18 protein-coding genes are annotated in these 21072 nt (G+C 75.4%); 8 read left to right on the forward strand and 10 right to left on the reverse strand.

What is annotated here, in order from left to right:
- The first annotated feature begins 70 nt into the window (after positions 1 to 70).
- Complete coding sequence (locus ACI795_RS03745) at positions 71 to 898, forward strand: SDR family oxidoreductase (protein ID WP_457073873.1); 828 nt, start codon at positions 71 to 73, stop codon at positions 896 to 898.
- A gap of 86 nt (positions 899 to 984) precedes the next feature.
- Here ACI795_RS03745 and ACI795_RS03750 read toward each other — a convergent pair whose 3' ends face one another.
- Positions 985 to 1680, reverse strand: a complete 696-nt coding sequence (locus ACI795_RS03750) for an SDR family NAD(P)-dependent oxidoreductase (RefSeq protein WP_457073874.1) — start codon at positions 1678 to 1680, stop codon at positions 985 to 987.
- A gap of 101 nt (positions 1681 to 1781) precedes the next feature.
- On the opposite strand from ACI795_RS03750, the gene ACI795_RS03755 reads away from it, so the two are divergent.
- Positions 1782 to 2615, forward strand: a complete 834-nt coding sequence (locus tag ACI795_RS03755; protein WP_457073875.1) for a helix-turn-helix transcriptional regulator — start codon at positions 1782 to 1784, stop codon at positions 2613 to 2615.
- A gap of 3 nt (positions 2616 to 2618) precedes the next feature.
- Here the strand turns inward: ACI795_RS03755 and ACI795_RS03760 are convergent, their stop codons facing one another.
- Complete coding sequence (locus ACI795_RS03760) at positions 2619 to 4088, reverse strand: MDR family MFS transporter (protein ID WP_457073876.1); 1470 nt, start codon at positions 4086 to 4088, stop codon at positions 2619 to 2621.
- Positions 4089 to 4183: 95 nt separating this feature from the next.
- Between ACI795_RS03760 and ACI795_RS03765 the strand changes: the two genes are divergently transcribed.
- Both ACI795_RS03765 and ACI795_RS03770 read left to right on the forward strand, forming a co-directional pair.
- Complete coding sequence (locus tag ACI795_RS03765; protein WP_457073877.1) at positions 4184 to 5269, forward strand: NAD(P)/FAD-dependent oxidoreductase; 1086 nt, start codon at positions 4184 to 4186, stop codon at positions 5267 to 5269.
- On the forward strand, positions 5266 to 5787 hold the full coding sequence (locus ACI795_RS03770) for a GNAT family N-acetyltransferase (protein ID WP_457073878.1): 522 nt from the start codon (positions 5266 to 5268) through the stop codon (positions 5785 to 5787). Before ACI795_RS03765 ends, ACI795_RS03770 begins: the two co-directional genes overlap by 4 nt.
- Here the strand turns inward: ACI795_RS03770 and ACI795_RS03775 are convergent.
- The 3 genes from ACI795_RS03775 to ACI795_RS03785 all read right to left on the reverse strand — a co-directional run bounded on the left by ACI795_RS03775 (position 5784) and on the right by ACI795_RS03785 (position 9192).
- On the reverse strand, positions 5784 to 6197 hold the full coding sequence (locus ACI795_RS03775; RefSeq protein ID WP_457073879.1) for a hypothetical protein: 414 nt from the start codon (positions 6195 to 6197) through the stop codon (positions 5784 to 5786). The genes ACI795_RS03770 and ACI795_RS03775 overlap by 4 nt on opposite strands.
- A gap of 59 nt (positions 6198 to 6256) precedes the next feature.
- Positions 6257 to 7633 carry an LCP family protein gene (locus tag ACI795_RS03780; RefSeq protein WP_457073880.1) on the reverse strand — a complete coding sequence of 459 codons (1377 nt, stop codon included), beginning with the start codon at positions 7631 to 7633 and terminating at the stop codon, positions 6257 to 6259.
- 224 nt (positions 7634 to 7857) lie between these two features.
- Positions 7858 to 9192, reverse strand: coding sequence for a reverse transcriptase family protein (locus tag ACI795_RS03785; protein WP_457073881.1), 1335 nt, complete (start codon positions 9190 to 9192; stop codon positions 7858 to 7860).
- A gap of 286 nt (positions 9193 to 9478) precedes the next feature.
- On the opposite strand from ACI795_RS03785, the gene ACI795_RS03790 reads away from it, so the two are divergent.
- A complete protein-coding gene (locus ACI795_RS03790) occupies positions 9479 to 10438 on the forward strand; it encodes a DMT family transporter (RefSeq protein WP_457073882.1) in 960 nt (319 codons plus the stop codon).
- A 12-nt stretch (positions 10439 to 10450) separates the two neighbouring features.
- Here ACI795_RS03790 and ACI795_RS03795 read toward each other — a convergent pair whose 3' ends face one another.
- Both ACI795_RS03795 and ACI795_RS03800 read right to left on the reverse strand, forming a co-directional pair.
- Entirely contained in the window at positions 10451 to 12712 is a 2262-nt protein-coding gene (locus ACI795_RS03795; protein WP_457073883.1) for a putative bifunctional diguanylate cyclase/phosphodiesterase, read from the reverse strand.
- A gap of 115 nt (positions 12713 to 12827) precedes the next feature.
- Positions 12828 to 14927, reverse strand: a complete 2100-nt coding sequence (locus ACI795_RS03800) for a SpoIIE family protein phosphatase (protein ID WP_457073884.1) — start codon at positions 14925 to 14927, stop codon at positions 12828 to 12830.
- 208 nt (positions 14928 to 15135) lie between these two features.
- Between ACI795_RS03800 and ACI795_RS03805 the strand changes: the two genes are divergently transcribed.
- Positions 15136 to 16794 carry an APC family permease gene (locus ACI795_RS03805; RefSeq protein ID WP_457073885.1) on the forward strand — a complete coding sequence of 553 codons (1659 nt, stop codon included), beginning with the start codon at positions 15136 to 15138 and terminating at the stop codon, positions 16792 to 16794.
- Here the strand turns inward: ACI795_RS03805 and ACI795_RS03810 are convergent.
- Entirely contained in the window at positions 16791 to 18332 is a 1542-nt protein-coding gene (locus tag ACI795_RS03810; RefSeq protein WP_457073886.1) for a DHA2 family efflux MFS transporter permease subunit, read from the reverse strand. The two genes, ACI795_RS03805 and ACI795_RS03810, sit on opposite strands and share 4 nt — an antisense overlap.
- Before the next feature lie 90 nt (positions 18333 to 18422).
- On the opposite strand from ACI795_RS03810, the gene ACI795_RS03815 reads away from it, so the two are divergent.
- Complete coding sequence (locus tag ACI795_RS03815) at positions 18423 to 19019, forward strand: TetR/AcrR family transcriptional regulator (RefSeq protein WP_457073887.1); 597 nt, start codon at positions 18423 to 18425, stop codon at positions 19017 to 19019.
- An 89-nt stretch (positions 19020 to 19108) separates the two neighbouring features.
- Positions 19109 to 19294, forward strand: coding sequence for a hypothetical protein (locus ACI795_RS03820; protein WP_457073888.1), 186 nt, complete (start codon positions 19109 to 19111; stop codon positions 19292 to 19294).
- A gap of 11 nt (positions 19295 to 19305) precedes the next feature.
- Here ACI795_RS03820 and ACI795_RS03825 read toward each other — a convergent pair whose 3' ends face one another.
- Together ACI795_RS03825 and ACI795_RS03830 are read right to left on the reverse strand one after the other, a co-directional pair.
- The gene (locus tag ACI795_RS03825) at positions 19306 to 20523 is read right to left on the reverse strand and encodes a DUF2786 domain-containing protein (RefSeq protein WP_457073889.1); all 1218 of its coding nucleotides are present in this window, start codon (positions 20521 to 20523) and stop codon (positions 19306 to 19308) included.
- Between the two features lie 195 nt (positions 20524 to 20718).
- Positions 20719 to 20958 carry a hypothetical protein gene (locus ACI795_RS03830; RefSeq protein WP_457073890.1) on the reverse strand — a complete coding sequence of 80 codons (240 nt, stop codon included), beginning with the start codon at positions 20956 to 20958 and terminating at the stop codon, positions 20719 to 20721.
- Positions 20959 to 21072: the final 114 nt, after the last annotated feature.

Raw genomic sequence — 21072 nt, forward strand, 5'->3', positions numbered from 1 at the left:
TGCCTGTCCCTGCCGGCACCCCCTCCCCGGGGGCCTGGTTGCCGGCGCACCGCCTCCCGACGCTGGGCGCATGACACGAACCTGGCTCATCACCGGGGTGAGCAGCGGCTTCGGCCGCCAGCTCGCCGAGCAGCTCCTCGCCCGCGGCGACCGCGTCGTCGGCACCGTCCGGCGGCCCGACGCGGTCGCCGACCTCGTCGACACCCACCCCGACACCTTCGCCTTCCAGCGCCTCGACCTCACCGACACCGACCGCATCCGCCCGGTCGTGGACGACGCGCGGGCCCGCTTCGGCCGGCTCGACGTCGTCGTCAGCAACGCCGGGTACGGGCTGTTCGGCGCCGCCGAGGAGCTCACCGACGAGCAGGTGCGCCACCAGCTCGACACCAACCTGCTCGGCTCGGTCCAGCTCATCCGCGCCGCGCTCCCGCACCTGCGCGCCGCCGGCGGCGGGCGGGTGCTCCAGCTGTCGTCGATGGCCGGCCAGGCCGCGTGGCCCGGCTCCTCGCTGTACAACGCCTCGAAGTGGGGCATCGAGGGCTTCTGCGAGGCGCTGGCCCCCGAGGTGGCACCGTTCGGCATCGGCGTCACCATCGTCGAGCCTGGCGGCGCCCGCACCGACTTCGGCTCCAGCGGGCTGCGCTTCGCCGTGCCGCTCGACGCCTACGACGACTCGCCGGCGGCGGCGGTCCGCGCCTTCCGGGACGGCGGCCCGCCCGGCGTCATCGGGGACCCGGCCCGGATGGCCGCCGCGATGATCGACAGCGTGGACCGGGACCCCGCGCCGCTGCGCCTCGTGCTCGGCAGCGACTCGTGGGCCGGGATGACCGCGGCCCTCGAGGCCCGGCTGGACGCCGTCCGCGCGCAGCGGGACACCGCCGCCGTCACCGACTCCTGACGGGAACGGGCGGTGTGGGGTGCCCAGCGGACGACGCCCCGCGCCGCCTGGGCCCGGCCGGGAACAGCCCGGGCCCAGGCGGAGGGTCACCAGCCGACGGCGCCGTGCCGGTCGGTGAAGGTGCCGGTCGGGCCGTCCGCGCCGATCGTGGCCATCGCCACGATCGCGCCGGTGCCCTCGGTGACGGTCTGCGGGCCGGCGTGGCCGTTGAAGTCGGTGGCCGTGTAGCCCGGGTCCACGGTGTTGACCCGCAGCTGCGGGAGGAACTGGGCGTAGATCGAGGTGAGCATGTTGACCGCCGCCTTGCTGGCCGAGTAGCCGAGCGAGGGCACGGAGTGCTCGATGCGGGACTCGTCGGAGCGCGCGGCGAACGAGCCCAGCCCGCTGGACACGTTCACGATCACCGGCGCCGCCGACGCGCGCAGCAGCGGCAGGAAGGCGTGCGTCGTCCGGACGATCCCACCGGTGTTCGTGTCCAGCACGGCCATCAGGTCAGCGGCGGTGTAGTCCTCCACCGCGCCGATCGGCCCGGCGATGCCCGCGTTGTTGACCAGCACGTCCAGCCCGCCGAACCGCTCCCGCACCTCCGCAGCCGCCGCGGCCACCGACTCGTCGGAGGTCACGTCCAGCTGCACCCAGTCCACGCCGAGCTCCTCCGCCGCGCGGCGCCCGCGCTCAGGATCGCGGGCGCCGATCGCCACCCGGTGCCCGTGCTCCTTCAGCCGCCGGGCCGTCTCGTAGCCCAGGCTCTTGTTCCCACCGGTGATCACTGTCGTCGTCATGCCACCGACAGTGCCCCCGGACCGGCGGTGTCCGGTGGTCCCGTTCGACGGGGGGAACGGCAGTACCACCCAGCTCGCCCACGGTGGACGACGATGGGCGCATGACCGACCGAGGGGAACTGGCGACGCTGCTGCGCGCGTGGCGGGAGCGGCTGCAGCCCGCCGCCGTCGGGTTCCCGGCCGGGCAGCGGCGCACCGCGGGCCTCCGCCGCGAGGAGGTCGCGCTGCTGGCCGGGCTGTCGGTCGACTACCTCGTTCGGCTGGAGCAGGGGCGCGCGGCGCGGCCGTCGGCGCAGGTCGTCGCGTCGCTCGCCCGGGTACTGCAGGTCGCCGACTGCGAGCGTGACCAGCTGTACCTCGCCGCCGGGCTGCCCGCCCCGGCCGCGAGCGCCGTGCCGACGCACATCCCCGGCAGCGTGCAGCGGCTGATCGCCCGCTTGCCGGACGTCGCCGTCAGCGTCTGGACCGCGCACTGGACGCTGCTGACGCTCAACGCCGCCTCGGAGGCGTTGCTCGGTCCCGTCCAACCGGGGGAGAACCTGATCGCCGCGCAGTTCGCCGGCCGGACCCCGCAGGTCGTGTGGACCCCCGCCGAGGAGGAACGGCACGAGCGTGCCCTCGTCTCCGACCTGCGCACCGCGGTGATCCGGTACCCCGACGACGTGTCTGTGCGGGCGCTGTTGACCGAGCTGCACGGCAACGACCGGTTCGCGCGGATGTGGGCCGAGGGCACGGTCGTGGAGCACCGGTCGAAGAGCAAGACCTTCGCCCACCCGGCCGTGGGGCCGGTGACGCTGGACTGCGACATCTTCACTGCGAACTGCACCGACCTGCGCATCGTCACCTACACCGCCGAGCCGGGCACCGAGGACGCCTCCCGGTTCGACCTGATCCGCACCCTCGGGGTGGCCGGACTCAGCAGCGCGCCGGCCTGACCGTCAAGCGGCGGCGGTGGGCCCGGCTGGGGCCGGCTCGGCCGGGGTGGGCCCGGTGGAGCGCCCCTCCCGGGGCATGAGCGCGACGGCCACCAGCAGCAGCACGGCCACGCCCGCCGTCGCGACGAAGACCCCGTGGACGGCGTCGGTGAGTGCCTCCGCGCCGACGTCCGCCGACTCCAGCGACGCCGAGCCCAGCGTCCCGTTCACGACGGCCCCGAAGGCGGCGACGCCCAGGGCGCTGCCCATCGAGCGGAAGAACATGTTGGTGCCGGTGACCACGCCGCGCTGCTGCCAGCCCACCGCCGACTGCGCGGCGATCAGCGTCGGCGCCGCGGTGAGCCCCATGCCCAGCCCGATCACGAAGCACGTCGCGCCCACCTGGACGACGCTGGAGGAGGCGTCCAGGAGCAGCAGCAGGGCGGCGCCGGCCACCACGACCACCGACCCCAGCAGCGCGGTGGCCCGGATGCCGATCCGCAGGTACAGCCGCCCGGACAGCGACGCCGAGATCGGCCACCCGATGGTCAGCGCGGCCAGCGCGAAGCCGGCCACCAGCGGACCGGTGCCCAGCGCCTCCTGCACGTAGGTGGGCACGTAGGTGGTGAGCCCCAGCAGCACCGCGCCGACGGCGGCGGAGACCAGGCTGGTGGTGACGATCAGCCGGTGCCGGAACAGCGCCAGCGGGACGACGGGGTCGGCGGCCCGGCGCTCGATGAGCACGAACACCGCGAGCAGGACGACGCCGGCGGCCAGCACGGCGACGCTCTGCGGCGACGCCCACGCCCAGGCCTGCCCGCCCTCCAGCAGCCCGAGCACCAGCAGGGTGAGGCCGACGGTGAGCACGCCCGCGCCGGCGTAGTCGATCCGCGGCCGGCTGCGGGTGACCGTCTCGGTGAGCCGGCGCCCGATCATGGTCGCCGCGAGCAGGCAGAACGGGACGTTGACGAAGAAGATCCACCGCCAGCTGACGTACTCGGAGAACACCCCGCCGAGCGTCGGGCCGACGACGGAGCTGATCGCCCACACGCTGGCGATGTAGCCCTGCACCTTCGCCCGCTCGGCGAGGGAGTAGAGGTCGCCGACGATCGTCATCGCCATCGGCTGGACCGCGCCGGCCCCCAGCCCCTGCAGGGCGCGGAAGGCGATCAGCGACCCCATGCTCCAGGCGAACCCGCACAGCACCGAGCCGAGCAGGAACAGCCCGATGCCGACGAGCATGACCGGCTTGCGGCCGAACAGGTCGGCCAGCTTGCCGTACACCGGCACGGTGACCGCCTGGGCCAGCAGGTAGATCGAGAACAGCCACGGGAACTCGGCGAACCCGCCGACGTCGTCGACCACCGAGGGGACGGCGGTGGCGATGATCGTCGAGTCGATCGCCACCAGGGCCGTCGCGAGCATGACGCCGATCAGCACCGGCCCTCGTTCGGAGCGGAAGCCGACCCCCGCGGTCGCCGTCGTCGTGGTCACGCTGCTCCTCTTCCGGTGCGGCCGCGGTGTGCGGATGGTGAGGACAACCAACGACCGGCGCGATGCATGCCGGGCGTCGATGGGAACCTGGCCACATGGATCCGCGGATGCAGGTGGTCGTCGTCGGTGGGGGAGTGCTGGGCGTCTCGACCGCCGCCCAGCTGGCAGCGCGGGGTGCCCGGGTCACGCTGCTGACCGACGGCGAGCTGGCCGACGGCGCGTCGGGGCGGTCGCTGTCCTGGCTGAACTCCGCCGGCGCGTACCCCGCCGAGTACCACCGGCTGCGGACGGCCGGGCTGGCGCGCTACCGCGCGCTCGACGTCCCCTGGGTGCGCTTCGACGGCGGGCTCCGCTGGGGGGAGGGTGTCCGGGAGTCGCTCGCGCACCACCGAGCGGTCGGCTACCCGGCCGAGTGGCTGACGCCGGACCAGGTCGCCGCCCGCGTCCCGGGCCTGGACGTCGCCGCGCTGCCGGACGACGGCGCCGTGCTCAACCCCGGCGAGGGCTGGGTCGACCTGCCCTCGCTCATCGCCCACCTGGCCCGCGACCTCGCCGCCACCGGGGGAGAGGTGCGCACCCGCGCCGGGCACTGCCGGGTCGTCGTCGACGGCGGCCGGGTGACCGGCGTGCGCACCGGCACCGGGGACGTCGTCCCGGCCGACGCGGTCCTGCTGGCCACCGGCGCCGGGGTGCCCGTCGCGCTGGCCGAGCTGGGGGTGACCGTCCCGGACGCGACCTCCAACGCCCTGCTCGTACGCACCCCGCCGGTCGGCCACGCCCTGCGCGCCGTGCTGAACACCCCGCGGGTGGCGCTGCGCCCGGCGCCCGGCGGCGGGCTGGTGATGGACGCCGCCTGGTCGGAGGAGGAGGTGGTCCGCCGCGACGACGGCACCTTCGAGGTCGCCGACTCCACCGTGCAGGGGCTGCTGGCCGAGGCCACCCGGCTGCTCGCCGGCCACCCCGCGCTGACCGCGGACTCGATCGGCGTGGGCCGCAAGCCGATCCCCGGCGACGGTCACCCGGTGCTGGGCGCGGTGCCCGGGGTGGCCGGGCTGCACGTCGCCTTCACGCACAGCGGTGCGACGCTCGCGCTGGTCGTCGGGGAGCTGCTCGCCGAGGAGATCGTCAGCGGCGAGCCGAGCCCGCTGCTGGGGGCCTTCCGCGCCGGGCGGTTCGGGTGACCGGCCAGCCGGTCCTCCCGCTGATGGCCGACCGGCTGGAGACGCCGCGGCTGGTGCTCACCCCCGAGCAGCCGGCCGACGCCCCCTGGCTGGCCGAGCTGTTCACCGCGCGCGGCGGTGCGCCGTGCACCGTCGCGGAGGCCGGCGAGCGGATCGCCGTGATGCAGCAGCTCTGGGCCACGCACGGCATCGGCGCGCTGGTGCTGCGCCGGCGCCCGGACGGCGAGCCGCTGGGTTACGCGGCGGTCGTCGTCGGCCGGGGTTCGGTCGCGGAGCCCGAGCTGGCCTACGAGCTGCTGCCCCGCCATCACGGCCAGGGGTACGCGACCGAGGCGGCCCGCGCCGTGCTGGACGCCGCGTTCGCGACCGGCCGGCCCCGGATCTGGTCGACCGTCCGGGCGGAGAACGCGCCGTCACTGCGGGTGCTGGAGAAGCTCGGGTTCCAGCGGCAGCGCAGCACCACCGACGACGCCGGGGAGCTGATCTGGCTGCTCGCCTCCCGCGGCGCCGGTGCCTAGGGCTGCTCGACCGCCACGCCGGGGGCGCCGGCGATGATCTCCCGCTCCAGGGCGGCGAAGCCGTACCGGACCGGCACCAGCAGCGGCCGTCCCGCCCGGAGCTCGATCACCGCGAGCTGGTCGGACAGCCGGCTGCGCCGGATGCGCGCGACGTCCAGCAGCGAGACGGCGCCTGCGCGCAGCGGTGTCGCCCACTGGAGCTGGGCGCCGGCGACCTCCAGCTCCACGCACGTCCGGAGCAGGAACCACCAGGCGTTCCAGCCCAGGGCGCCCAGCCACAGCAGCAGGAACGGCCACGGCGGCCCCTCGCCCTGCGCGGTGGCGATGGTCAACCCCACCGCGGCGACACCGAAGACGGCGAACAGCAGCGGGATCAGCCAGCGGGCGTTCCGGATCGGTCGGTAGCTCACGCGCGGATCGTCTCGTCGGTCACCCGTCCAGCGTCCGGCGGTGTCAAGGACGGCGCCGGTCAGTTGATGCAGCTGGAGTCGGCTGCCGTCCGCCCGGTGGGTGCGTCGCTGCTGGGTGCGGCAGGGGCCTGCGCGGTCACCGCCTGGCCGATGCCGTTGAAGTCGGCGCCGATGACCAGCTGCACCGTGCCGGGGGCCAGGCCGTCGTCGACCGCCACGGCCGCGCCGGGCACCTGCGCGGCGACCAGCGCGGCCGCCGCCTCGTCGCCGGCGCGGTGGCTGACCGTCGTCGTCGCCGTGGCATCGGCGTTGCCGCCGTTGTCCGCCCCGAAGCCGGCGCCGGCCAGCGCCTCGGCAGTGGTCGCCGCCGCACCGGAGACGCCGGAGCCGTTGAGCACGCTCACGGTCACCGACGCCGGCGACACCGACGGGGCCGTGCTGCTCGGGGCCGGTGCGGCGGGCTCCTCCTCCTCCTCCGGCGCGGCGTTCAGCGAGGCGAAGAACTCGTTGAGCACCTCCTGGCTCGGCGGCTCCAGGACCTCGGCGCCGTCGATGCGGGCCTCCGACAGCCCCGGGATGGTCTGGAAGGTGATCCGGTCCGGCTGCACGCCCTGCATCTGCGCAGCGAGGTCGAAGACGTCCAGCCCCTGGTCGAAGGTGACGCTGCTGCCCACCTGCTCCACGATCGCCTTCTGCTTGCCCGGGTCGAACAGCAGGTCGGAGGAGAGGACGTTGCGGAGCATGCCGGCGATGTAGACCTGCTGGCGCACGACCCGGTCCAGGTCGGACCCCGGCAGCCCGTGGCGCTGGCGGACGAACGCGAGCGCGTCGGCGCCGCTGATGGTCTGCACGCCGGCCGGGAAGTCGGCGCCGGACAGCGGGTCACTGGTCGCCCGGCACAGGTTCACCTCGACCCCGCCCACGATCGAGCTCAGGTTGATGAACCCCAGCAGGTCGACCTCGGCGAAGTGGTCGATCTCCAGCCCGGTGAACTGGCTGACCGTCTGGACCAGCAGCTGGGCGCCGGCGGCGTCCCGGGCGGCCTCGTCGCCGTCCGCGGCGTTGTAGCCGCGGGCGTACGCCGAGTTGAGCCGGGACTCGCCGTGGCCGGGGATCGAGACGTAGGTGTCCCGCGGCAGCGACACGAACGAGGCGCCCGACCCGTCGGCCGGCACGTGCACCAGCATCATCGAGTCGGTGTTGAGCACCCCGTCGGGGTCGCCGGTGCTGAACTCGGCCTGCTGCTCGGGGGTCAGCCCCGTGCGGGAGTCCATCCCGACCAGCAGCAGGTTCATCTCCGAGCCGGCGTGGTCGTCGCCGTTGACGTCGGTGTTGCCGGTCTCGGGGATGGCATCGGTGCGGCTGACGCTCGCCTCCGCCACGCGGACCAGGTACCAGCCCCACCCGCTGCCGACCAGCACCAGCGCGCTGAGCACGGCCGCGACCGACCGCGCGACCCTGGTGAGCCGTACCGACCGCGACCCCTCGGCAGCACGCCCGGCGCCGCTCCCGGCAGCACCTCCGGACGGGCCGCGACCGGCGCGTGGGTCCAGGTGCGGGGGCAACCGCCTCGTCACTCCGCTCTCACCCGCCCCACGATGTCACCGGGCGACCACGGTCGGGACTCCGCCCCGCCGGCGGGGCACCGGGGTGCGCGGGCTCACGCGCTCCAGTCGATCCGGTCGGCCAGCCGCCGGGCCCGCGCTCCGAACCCCGGGTCGATCGAGGCCGCCCAGGCGATCCGCCCCAGCACGTGCTCGCGGAAGGTCGCCGGGTCCCGGTCGCGCACCTGCGAACGCCAGCCGTGCACCGCGCAGTTGTGCAGCAGGGCTCGCAGCGCGTCCCGCTCGGTCCGCGGCAGCGTCGGGTGCACGTTCACCACCGCGCCCAGCACCGACTGCCGCCCCGCCGACGTCGTCGACCGGGTCTTCGCCGCGTTCAGCCGGAACCCCTCCTCGGCCACGACCTCCCCGACCAGCGCCTCGAACCGCCCCCGGTCGAGACCGCGCCCGCCGCTGAACGTCAGGTCGTCGACGTAGCGGGTGTACTCGCCGCCGAACGAGGCGGCCAGCCCGGCCAGCCGCCGGTCCAGCCGGTACGCCACCAGGTTCGCCAGCGCCGGTGACGTCGGCGCCCCCTGCGGCAGGTGTGGCACCGCCAGCCGGCGGCCGACCCGGAAGTGCCGGTCGACGTCCGCGCCGACCGGCACCGCTCCCCACACCGACCGTGGCACCACCGTCGTGACCAGCCCGGTCACCGCGTGCGCCACCGGCTCGGGCAGCCCGGCCACCGTGCGCAGCAGCGCGCGCACCCGCTCCGCCGCGATGCTCGGGAAGAACGCCTCCAGGTCCAGCTGCAGCACCACCTCCGCCCCCGCGTGCGGCGCCACCGCCGTCCGCACCGAGCGGCCCGGCACGCAGCCGTGCGCCGCCGCGTGCACCGGCAGAGGGCCCACCACGTGCCGCAGCAGCCGGCGCTGGGCCTCCTTCAGCCGCGGCTTCGGTGCGGCCACCAGCCGGGTCCGGTCCGGTGAGGAGAGCGCGGTCCACCGGTAGTGCCGCAGCGGCTCACCCACCGTGCGCTCCAGCCGGTGCGCGTCGGCGAACCAGGCCAGCTCCCCGGCGTCCAGGTCCAGCAGCCGGGCCAGCGCCGCGAGGTCCGGCAGCTCCGTCACCCCGTACCGGCGGAACGCGACCTCGGTGGTCGTCGGCTGCCAGCGCACCACCCGCGGCTGCGGCGCCACCGTCCAGCCGCGCCGCCAGCCCTCCGTCGTCCGGACGAACGCGGACAGCTCCCGCGGCCGGTCCACCGGGGCGTCCCGGTAGGCGGCCAGCACCTCGCCGACGAGCGTGCCCACCCACCGCGGCGCCCGGGGCAACCCGAGCGCGACGGCCGTCCGGCGGACCATCTCCCGCCGCCGCCAGCGCCCGCCCAGCAGCGCCACGGCGATGCCGGAGGCGGTGGTCGCCGCCTGCCGGTCGGTCGGCGCGGTCACCGGCGGGGTGGTCACCGGCGGGGTGGGCGACGGGGCGGCCAGCCAGCCCCTGATCGAGGCGTCAGCAGGTGCGCGGAGCGCACGGCCGGGCGGGTGACGAGATGCTGAGCAACGACACGACCCCCGGGGTTGCCCCGGGGTGACCGGATCACGCCGGTCGTCCTGCCCGCCCCGTCGCACACCCGGCCCACCGTAACGGTCCGCGGCTGTGACGGAAGTGCCTGCTGAGCCGGTGATCCCGGCCGCCACCCGGCCAGGTCGGCGATCGTGTGGTGGACTCGCCGACGTGACCGCGGCCATCGTCCTGGCGCTGCTGTCGGCGTGTGCCTTCGCCACCTCCACGGTGGTGCAGCACCGGTGTGCGACGTCAGCGGGGGAGTCCCTGCCCGACGGAGCCGTGCTGCGGCTGGTCGGCCGGCTGGTCCGGCACCGCGGCTGGCTGCTCGGTCAGCTCGCCGCCCTGGTCGGCTTCCTGCTGCACGCCGCCGCGCTGACGTTCGGCCCGGTGGTCATCGTCCAGCCGCTGCTGTCCGGCGGGCTCGTGCTCTCCCTGGCCCTCGGTGCGCTGATCGACCGGCGGCACCCCGGTCGCACCCTGCCCGACCGCGGGCAGTGGGTCGCCGCGGCGCTGGTGGTGCTCGCGCTCGCCGTCTTCGTCGTGTCCGCGAGACCCGACCACGGGTCGCGGTTCGCCGACCCACCGCCGCTGCTCGCCTGCCTCGGCGCCGGTGCGGCGATCATGGTGCTCGCCGCCCTGTGGGCGCTGCGGCCGTCGTCGCCGCACAAGGCGCTCGCCCTCGGCATCGCCGCCGGCTTCGGCTTCGGCATGACCGGGCTGCTCCTCAAGGACGTCGTCGCCCACCCGCCCGGTGAGCTGCTGACCTCCTGGACCACGTACGTGCTGCTGGCCAGCGGCGCCGCGTCGATCGTCTTCGCACAGTGGGCCTACCAGTCCGGTGCGCTGATCGAGATGCTCCCGGCCATGGCGGTGCTCGAGCCGCTGGTCGCCGTCGGGCTGGCCACCCTGGTCTACGAGGAGCGGCTGCAGCCAGGCCTGCTCGCCACCGCCGGTCAGGTCTTCGGCGTCGTCGCGCTGGTCGTCGGGGTGGCGGTGCTCGCCCGGCGGTCGGCGGCCCAGGAGGAGTCGGAGGTGCCGCTCGTGCTGCCCCCGCCGGCCTCCTTCGCCGTTCCGCACTCCATCGAGCAGCACGAGCGCGCGCCGGGCCGGGGCGGCGTCAGCCGCTGACCGGCGCCCCGCTCACGCCGGCTGTGTGGCCGGGGGCCTGCTGCCCGCGGTGAGCGACCGCGCGACCGCGTGCGCCGGCACCGGGCGCGAGTGCAGGTAGCCCTGGCTCTCGTCGCAGTCCAGCAGCGCCAGGCGGGCGAGCGTCGTCGGGGTCTCCACCCCCTCGGCCACCACCCGCAGGCCCAGTCGGTGGGCCAGCTCGATCGTGCCGTGCACGATCGCCGCCGTCCGGGGGTCGGTGAGCAGGTCGGCGGTGAACGAGCGGTCCAGCTTCAGCTCGGTCACCGGCAGGTCCTTGAGGTAGGTCAGCGAGGAGTACCCGGTGCCGAAGTCGTCGATGCTGATCGCGATCCCCAGCTCCGCCAGCGCCCGGACGACGACGAGGCCGGCGTCCGGCTCGGTCATCAGCACCGTCTCGGTCACCTCCAGCACCAGCGCCGACGCCGGCAGCCGGTGCTCGGCCAGCAGCGCCGCGACGCGGGCGGGGAGCCGGGTGTCGGACAGGTTGCTGGCCGACAGGTTCACCGACACCCGTAGCGGGGTCCCGGCGCGGTGCCACTCCGCGCCCTGGCGTACGGCCTCGGCGAGCACCCGGTCGGTGATCGGCCCCATCAGGGCGTGCGCCTCGGCGAGCGGGAGGAAGTCGGCGGGCGTCAGCAGCCCCCGGGCCGGGTGCTGCCACCGCACCAGGGCCTCGACCCCGATCGTCCGCCCGGAGGCGACGTCGACCTGCGGCTGGTACCAGAGCACCAGCTGGTCTGCCTCGACCGCCGTGCGCAGCTCCTCGACGAGGGTGATCCGGCCGCTGGTGTCCACGTGCCGGGCCGCGTCGTAGGTCACCGCCGTCGCGCCGTGCCGCTTGGCGTCGTAGAGCGCCGCGTCGGCGCGCCGGAGCAGCCGCGTGGCGCAGGCCGAGCTCGGGTGCCCGTCGGCGGTGTGGCCGGTGGTGCCGACGCAGGCCGGGGCGTGCAGCACCAGCCCGTCGACGTCGTAGGGCTCCCGGGACAGGGCGGCCAGCTCGGCGCCCAGGACGCCGGGCAGCTCGGCCAGCCGCCCCTGCGACCCGGCGGGGACGACGACGGCGAACTCGTCACCGCCCAGCCGGCCGACGAGCGCCTCGGCGGGGAGGTGCTCGGCCAGCCGGCGGCTCACCCGGCGCAGCAGGTCGTCGCCGGCGGTGTGGCCCAGCCCGTCGTTGACCTCCTTGAACCGGTCCAGGTCGACCAGGGCGAGGACGAAGGGGTGACCGGCCGAGCAGAGCTCCTCGATCCGCCGCAGCAGCGCCCGGCGGTTGGCCAGCCCGGTCAGCTCGTCGGTCAGCGCCTCGCGGCGGCTCACGGCCAGCTGGGCCAGGTCGCGGACGTTGACCAGCAGCCGCAGGCTCGAGGCCACCGCCGCCATCCCGGCGCACCAGGTGATCGCGCTGCGCGCATCGGTCAGCGAGGCGACGACCAGGGTGGTCGTGGCGATGCTGATCAGGGCGAAGGCACCGACGGTGGAGTCCGCCGGGTCGGCCGGCCGGGGAGTGGTCGTGGGGGCAGGCAGCAGCGCGGCGACGCTGATCAGGACCACGGCGACCGCGGTGGTGGCGGCGACGAGGCCGACGGCCCGGCCGGCCGACCAGAGCGCCACCCCGAGAGCGGCGACGAGCGCGGACTGCGCCGCCGCGACCAGCCAGATGCGCAGGTCGCGGCGCAGGCCGGCCACCGCGCTGATGACCCAGCTGGTGCCCAGCTGGATGACCGCGACCGCGGCAGCCGCCAGCAGCGGCTGCAGCTGCCACTCGGGCAGTGCGGCGACCCGTCCGCCGAGCAGGTCGACGGCCACGTTGCCCATGGCCACCGCGACCAGCACCGCGGCGGAGGCGTTGAGCACGTCGTTGGGGTCCGCGGCGCTGGTCGAGTACCGGTTCCACCGGAGGAGGCCGCCGTAGACGGTCGGGAAGCCCAGCACCACCGCGAGCGCCGCCGGGACGGCGCCGAGCGGCCGGGTGGCGGGGAGGACGGTGACCAGGACGCCCAGCGCCAGCACCACCGCGGTCACCTGCAGCCGCAGCCACACGCCGAGATCCGCGCGGGAGGCGCCGCGGTGCACCAGCACGGCGACCGCGCCCACCAGCAGCGCAGCGGCCAGCGGGACGGTCGCGGGGCCGGGCACGGCGGCGACCAGCACGACGAGAGCGAGCGCCGCCACCGCGAGCACCACCACCGCGAGCAGCGGGGGGCGGGCGACCACGCTCGGCACGTCGCGGAGCGCAGCGCGGCGGAATGGCATGCCCACACCGTCGGCCGCCCGGCCGCCCCTCACCACGTCCAGGCGCGGTCCGTCACCCCAAGGTGGCGGACCGCGGGGGCCGGGCGGGCAGCGAGCCGTCAGCTCCCCGGGGCGGTCAGGGCGTCGTGGGGTCGTCCGGCACCAGGTCGGGCACCCGGTTGGGGCCGGCCTCGGGTGGCCGGGGCCGGTCCTGCGGGTGCAGCCGCACGGCCACCAGGGCGACGTCGTCGTCCGGCTTGCCCTCGACCAGCCGCTCGATCAGCTCGTCGCACAGCTCCTGCAGCGGCCGGTCGGCGAGCTCCGCCAGCGCGGTGCGCAGCCGGTCCAGCCCCGTGTCCAGGTCGGCGTCCCGGCGCTCGATGAGCCCGTCGGTGTAGAGCAGCACCGTCGCGCCCCGGTCCAGGGTGACCACCGAGTCGGTGCGCACCGCTGCCGAGTCCACGCCGAGCAGCAGGTCGGCCTTCCAGTCGGCGAGCACCGCGACGCTGCCGTCGGGGTGCAGTGCCAGTGGCGGCAGGTGCCCGGCGTTGGCCCAGATCATCCGGGTCACCCCGCGCTCGCGCTCGTCGTCGGTCTGCTCGAACCGGGCGACGGCCGCGGTGGCGATCGTGTCCAGCTGCAGCGCCGCCATCGCCGTGTCCAGCCCGCGCAGCACCTCTGCGGGCTGGGCGTCGCTGTAGACCGCGATGCCGCGCAGCAGGCTGCGCACCTGGCCCATCGCCGCAGCGGCCGCGGTGTCGTGGCCGACCACGTCGCCGATGACCAGCATGGTCGAACCGTTGGGCTGCAGGAACGCGTCGTACCAGTCGCCGCCCACCCGGGCCGCCTCGGCCGCGGGCAGGTACCGCACCACGATCTCGGCGTGGTCGGGCTCGGGCGGCTCGGTGAGCAGGCTGCGCTGCAGGCCCTCGGCCATCTGCTGCTGCTGGCTGAACAGCCGGGCGTTGTCCAGCGCCAGCCCGGCCCGGTCGGCGACGTCCTGGGCGACGGCGACGTCCTCGTCGGTGGGCTCGTGGCCGTCGGCGTAGAAGAGGGTGAGCAGGCCCAGCGTGCGGCCGCGGGCCCGCAGCGGCAGCGCCACCTCGCTGCCCGGGTCGAGCATGGTGATCAGCTCCCGGGCGGGGCCGACGGGCAGCAGCTGGGCCACGTCCTCACCACGGAAGGAGACCGCCTGGTCCGAGTACAGCGCCCGCGCCACCGGGGCGGTCACCGGCATCGCGTCCAGCCGGACGTCCGCGTAGCGCTCCAGCAGGGCGCGGCTGGCCGGGTCGACGTGCCAGCTGCCGACGTCGCGGGGGTGCCCGTCGTCGTCGATCACGGTGACGATGCAGAAGTCGGCCAGCGCCGGGACGACGATCCGCGGCAGCCGCGCCGTCGCCGCCTGCACGTCCAGGGTGCCGGCCAGCTCGGCGCTCACCTGGGCGAGCAGGGCCAGCCGCCGGGCAGCGCGCTCGGCCCGGTCCTGCGCCCGCCGGCGCTCGGTGACCTCCAGGAAGTAGACCGACAGCCCCTCCGGGGTCGGCCAGGCGCGCAGCTCGTACCAGCCGTTGAGCGGCGCCGGGTAGTGGGCGTCGAACGCGATCGGCTTCCCGGTGGCCACCGCCTCGAGGAACCGCTCCTCGAACAGGCTGTTGACCGCAGCGGGGAAGGCCTCCCACACGACCCGGCCGAGCAGCTCCTCACGGGAGTGGTGCAGCAGGCGCTCGGCCTCGGCGTTGACGTGGGTGAACCGCCACTCGGGGTCCAGGGAGTAGAAGCCGGCCGGCATCGCCTCCAGCACGCGGGTCACCCGGGCCTCGCCGTCGAGCGCCGCGGTGACGTCGGAGGCCACGCCGATGAGGCGGACGGCGGTGCCGTCGGTGCCGGGCAGTGCCTTGCCCCGGGCCGACACCCAGCGCGGCTCGGCCTCCGGCACGGCGATGCGGTAGACCGCGTCGAACTCGCCGCACTCGGCGATGGCGGTGTTCAGCGCCTCGGTCACCCGCGCCAGGTCGTCGGGGTGCACCCGGGCGTTGAAGGCGTCGATCGTCTGCTCGAAGGTGGCGGCCTCGTACCCGAACAGCTGGATCAGCCGCTCGTCCCAGACCAGGCGCCTGCTGACCAGGTCCCAGTCGAACGTGCCGATCTCGGCCGCGGCGATCGCGAGCTGGGCCCGCAGCTGGGCGGTCTCCTGCTCGTACCCTGACGCCCCGCCGACCCCGGTCGGGTCTCCCACAGTCACCATCCACGTCGATGCCCGGCACGCGCCGAGGAGTCACGGCTCGCTGTTGAGCACCTGACAGGGAGTTATGTCACGCGCCACCGGGCTGACGCAACCACCCTGGACGCAGATCACGTCCGTGCCGTCGGCAGAGTCACCCTGGTTCGCCGTCCGGCGCGCCGCTGTGCGATAACCGTGGCATGCAACCGATGGCGACCCCGGCGTGAGCACCTCGTCCCCGGCGGGTGGGCAGCTCGCGCCGCCGCGGGTCGAGGGGCAGGCGGTCGACAAGGGGCTCAAGCGCGGCGCGCTGGGGCTGGCGTCCTCCATCGTCCTCGGCGTCTCGTCGACCGCGCCGGCCTACGCGCTCGCCGCGACGCTGGGCTTCGTCGTCATCGCCGTCGGGGTCAAGGCGCCGGCGGTCATGCTGCTGGCGTTCGTGCCGATGTGGCTGATCGCGGTCGCCTACTCGGAGCTGAACAAGCGGGAGCCCGACTGCGGCACCACCTTCACCTGGGCGGCGCGGGCCTTCGGCCCGCGGACCGGGTGGATGGGCGGCTGGGGGATCATCGCCGCCGACGTCATCGTGATGGCCAACCTGGCGCAGATCGCCGGCTCCTACGGCTATCGCCTGGTCGGGCTGGACTCGCTCGCCGAGAGCACGCTGTGGACGACGGCGGCCGGCGTCGGCTGGATCGCCCTGATGACCTGGATCTGCTACCGCGGGATCGAGCCGACCGCGCGGCTGCAGAAGGTGCTGCTGGCCATCGAGGTCGTCGTCCTGGTCGCCTTCGCCGGCTACGCGCTGGTCAAGGTCTACGGCGGCGGCGCCCCCGCGGGGTCGCTGACGCCCTCGCTGTCATGGCTGTGGCCGTCGGGGGTGAGCTGGCCGGCGCTGACCGAGGCCGCGCTGCTGGCGATCTTCATCTACTGGGGCTGGGACTCCGCGCTGGCGGTGAACGAGGAGACCGCCGACCCCACCCGCTCCCCGGGCCGCGCGGCGATCATCTCCACGGTGCTGCTGGTGGGCATCTACGTCGTCGTCTCGGTGGCCACCGTCGCCTTCGCCGGGGTCGGCGCCGAGGGGATCGGGCTGGGCAACGAGGCGAACGCCGAGGACGTCTTCGCCGCCCTCGGCGCGACGGTCTTCGGCGACGACCTCGCCGGTCGGGCGTTCGAGGCGCTGCTGATCGTCTCGGTGCTCACCTCGGCCGCCGCCTGCACCCAGACGACGATCCTGCCCACCGCCCGCGGGACGCTGTCGATGGCCGCCTACGGCGCGCTGCCCCGGTCCTTCGCCCGGATCCACCCGCGGTACCTGACGCCGACGGTGTCGACGATCTGGATGGGCACCGTCTCGATCGCCTTCTACGTCGGGCTCACCCTGGTCAGCGAGAACGTGCTGATCGACTCGATCACCGCCACCGGCATGCTCATCGCCTTCTACTACGGGCTGACCGGCTTCGCCGCCGCGTGGGGGTTCCGCCGCTCGCTGCGATCGGCGCGCGACGTGCTCATGCGCCTCGTGCTGCCGCTGCTCGGCGGGCTGTTCATGCTGCTGGTCTTCGTGCTCGCCTGCGTCGAGTACGCCGACCCCGACTACGGCTACACGGTGATCGGCGGGGTGGGCGGCGTCTTCGTCGTCGGCGTCGGCTCGCTGGTGCTCGGGCTGGTGCTGATGGCCGTGTGGAACCTCGTCGCCCCGGCGTTCTTCCGCGGCCAGACGATGGCGCGCGGCACCGGCGACCTGCTGCTCGAGCCGGCCGTCCCGACCCTCGCGCTGCCGGACAGCTCCGAGGCGACCGTCGTCGCCCCGGACCTGTCCAACCTGCCGCCGGGCCGCGAGCCCTTCGACCCGCGCGCCGGCGGCGGTCCCAGCTAGGCCGCGACCGGTTCGGCCACCGGGTCCGGCGTGCGGTGCCGGGCGGGCAGGAAGGCCAGGACGACGCCGGCGCCGGCCGCGCTGGCCACCGCGCAGACCCACGACCCGGTGGTGACGCCGTCCAGGAAGGCCTGCTGGACGGCGGCGGTGGCCGGGTCGGCGAGCCGTTCGGCCACCGCCAGCCCGGCGAACACCGAGTCGGCCGCGCTCTCGGCCGCCGGGGCCGGGGCGCCGGCGGCGGTCAGCCCGTCGACCACGGCCGGCCCGTACACGGTGCTCAGCACCGAGCCGACCACCGCGACGCCCAGCGTGCCGCCCACCTCGCGGACGGTGTCGTTGACCGCGGATCCCGCACCGGCCTGGTCGCCGCGCAGCGCGCCCATCACCGCCTCGGTGGCCGGGCTGGTGACCAGGCCCAGGCCGGCCGCCATCAGGACCATCGCCACGACGATCCGGCCCCAGTAGCCGGACTCCAGGGTGGTGCCGGTGGCGACGGCGAACCCGGCGGCCATGGTCAGCAGCCCGGCGGCGACCACGAGCTTGGTGCCGAGTGCCCGCATCGCGATGATCGCCAGCGGTGCGGTGACGCCGATGACGGTGGCGAACGGGAGGGTGGCCACGCCCGCGGTCAGGGTGCCGTAGCCGCGGACCGACTGGAAGTACTGAGTGATCATGAAAATGAACCCGAAGAGGCTGAAGAAGGCCAGCGCGATCGCCCCGCTGCCGACCGACACCCGCGGGTCGCGGAACAGCCGGACGTCCAGCAGCGGCTCGGTCGTGCGGAGCTCGCGGAGGACGAACCCGGCGAGCACCAGGACGGCCACCACGTAGCCGAGGAGGGTGGTCGCCGAGCCCCAGCCGTGCCCGGGTGCCTCGATCGTCGTCCAGACCAGCAGGCCGATGCCGACCACCGAGGCAGCGGCGCCCGCCAGGTCGAAGCGGTGTGCCCGCGGGGCGCGCGACTCGGGGACCAGCAGCCGGCCGGCGACGAGGGCCACCGCCGCGACCGGCAGGTTGACGAGGAAGACCGAGCCCCACGAGAAGTGCTCGAGCAGCAGCCCGCCGGTGACCGGGCCGATCGCCACCGACAGCCCGGTGACCGCGGACCAGATGCCCAGCGCGGTGGCCCGCTCGCGCCGGTCGGTGAACGTGGTGACCAGCAGGGCCAGGGTCGCCGGGTAGATCGCGGCGGCGGCCACGCCCATCGCCGCGCGGCCGGCGATGAGCTGGTCGGTGCTGGTGGCCAGCGAGGCCAGCGCCGAGGTGAGCGCGAAGGCGGTCAGCCCGGCCTGGAGCACCCGCCGCCGGCCGAACCGGTCGCCGAGCGCGCCGCCGAGCAGCAGCAGTGCGGCGAAGGCCAGCGTGTAGCCGTCGACGACCCACTGCAGGTCGCGGGTGCTCGCCGCCAGCTCGCGGCTGATGGTCGGCAGCGCGACGTTGACGATCGTGTTGTCGATGCTGACCAGCAGCACGGACAGGCAGAGCACGGCGAGCACCCACCACCGGCGGGTGGCGGGTGCGGGCGGGGGAGTGGTCATCGCAGCCTCCGGCTTGTAGAACGGTGTTTCAAAACAGTAGGACGGCGTTCTACAGGCGGGCAAGGGGAATCCGTGCAGCAGGATGAGGTCGTGACAGATGTCAGGCCCGGTTCCGGGCGCACCCCGAGCCGCGCGGTCGAGCAGGCGTTGGTCGACGCCGCCGAGCGCGTGCTGGTGCGTGAGGGGCTGGGTGCGGTCACCGTGCGGGCCGTCGCGACCGAGGCGGGAGTGGCGCCGATGGGCGTCTACAACCGCTTCGGCAGCAAGGACGGCCTGATCGCCGCGGTGCTGGTGCGTGGTTTCGACGGGCTGCGGGCCGCGGTCACCGCCGACGACGACCCCGATCCGCTGGCCCGGCTGCTGGCCAGTGGGCGCAACTACCGGCGGTTCGCGCTGGACCGGCCGCAGCACTACGGGGCGATGTTCGGTGGTCGGCCGCTGCCCACCGAGGGTGCCGACGAACTCCTCGCGCACGCGTCCGCCGCCTTCGAGGCGCTGGTCGAGCACGTGCGGTACGCGATGGCGCGCGGCGCGCTGCGCGACGGGGACGCGACCGAGGCCGCCCAGCTGATCTGGAGCTCGGTGCACGGGGCGGTCAGCCTGGAGCTCGGCGGGGCGGTGTTGACCCCCGACCCGGCCGCCACCTACGAGGCGTTGCTGCGGATGCTGCTCGCCGGCCTGGCCTGACCCCTTCGGGGGCGGTGGCCGCCCACCCGGACGACCGGGGCTCAAGGTCCCGCCCGGGCTGCCGACCTCTCCTGGGACGGAAGGGGTCGATGATGATGGTGTTGGCGTGCAACGCAGTGGGGCAGGCGGCGCTGGCCGCCGGGGTGGCGTCGCTGGACGACGTGACGCCCGAGCAGCTGCTCTACGTGGCCGGGTGGCTCAGCACCGCCACCGACCTGACGCAGCAGGCGATGCTCGCGTTCGAGCTGGGATCCACCTTCGACGTGCTGATCTGAGGCCGGCGGCCTCAGGGAGCGCTGGGCAGGGCGCTGCGGCCGCCGCCGAGGTCGGCGTCGTCCGCGGCGCGCCGCCCGGCGTCCCAGCCGGCCGGGTCGACCATCGGCCCCTGCCGCCTGCGGACGTGTGGGAACAGCTCCTCGACCGCGCGGTCGACCGCGGTCTCCCGATCTGCCAGCAACGGCACGAGTGCGCCGCCGTACGTGGCCCGCGCCTCCGTGCGCGCCGCGTCGCGGGCCTCGGTGAGCCGCTCGGCGACCCGCGCGGCGTAGGCCAGCCAGAACCCCCGTCGCCACGCCGTCGACCGGGTACGGGCACCGCCCTCGCGCGACTCCAGGTCGAGCGCGCGGCCGGCCTGCACCAGCAGTGAGGTGACCAGCAGCTCGACCAGGTCCAGGTCGGCGGCGAACCCGACCAGCGTGGCGATGCCGAACGCGGGCATCAGCACCACCCGCACGCCGTTGGCCGCGGCGACGCCCTGCAGCACCGCCGCCTTGGCCTCCACGTGCGGGTCGTCGAGGTGGAACCGGCGGGCGATGACCTCGCCCTCGCCGGGGCCGGGGGTCGCGCCGCCCATCGCGGCGTCGATCGCGTACCGGGCCATGAGCGCCTGCGCCTTGGCCGTCAGCGCCTCGGCCTCCGCCGCGAACTCGGTGGACTCCGCCTTGGCGAGCAGGCCGCGGATCCGGCCCAGCACCCGTTCGTCGGTGACCACGGCCGGGCCGGGAGCGGCGCCCGCCGACCACCGGGACGGCGGCGGCAGCAGCTCCTCCACCCGGGGCAGCGCGCGCAGCACCCCGATGACCCGCAGCACCTCCCGCCAGGCTGCCGGAGCGGCGACGCCCTCGGCGCGCCACCACTCCGCGACGGTGCCGCCGCGGGCGTCCAGCGCGGCCAGCTGGGCCGACCAGGCTGCCGGCGCGGACCCGGTGCCGGCGGGGGCGGACCCGGCGATCACCGTGGCCGCCAGCCGGGCGGCGCGCTGGGTGGCCCGGCGGCGCACCACGTGCACGACGTCCGCCGGCTGCCAGCCCCCCTCCCACAGCCGGGGGAGCAGGTCGCTGAGCACCTGCTGGGCCTGGCCGTCGCTGTCCACGCCCGGGTCGCGGCTGGTCAGCCGGACGACGACCCGGTCCAGGTCGGCGACCCGGACCCCGGGTTCGGCCGCCAGCCGGCCACCGGCCAGCAGCAGTCGCAGCACGTCGTCGGCGGTCGTCGTCCCCGGCACGGGACCTCCTCGTCGGTCGGGTGTCCCAGCGTGGGGGAGCGGCGTCGGCGGTGGGCGCCGGTCCCGGGACCGGTGGACGGGGGCTCCGCCTGGGGACGGCGGCGCGCCGGACCGCGCCCGGTCACCTAGCCTGCCAGCGCCCTCCCGGGCGGCGGGCAGGGCCCTCCCCGGTCCGGCGGCCGAAGGTGCGCCTGCTCAGTCGTCCTCGCCGTCCTCCTCCTGGTCCCCGCCGCCGTCCCCGCCGCCGTCCTCCTCCTGGTCCCCGCCGCCGTCCTCCTCCTGGTCCCCGCCGCCGTCCTCGACGACGCCGGTGCCGCCGCCCTCGCCCTCCTCGCCGCCGCAGGCGGCCGTGGTGAACGAGACGGTGGCGATGGCGAGCCCCGCGGCGGCGGCGCGCCAGCGGGAACGGTGGCCGGGGAGGGTGGTGCGGCTCATCGTGGGCTCCTGCGGTGTCGGCCGCCGGGTGCCCGGCGGGGGTGTCCGCTCCCTGCCCCACCCGCTGCCGCCGCACACCAGGTCGCCGGTGAGCGGGTGGTGGGTACCGCCGTC

Source organism: Modestobacter sp. SYSU DS0290, from assembly GCF_054050955.1.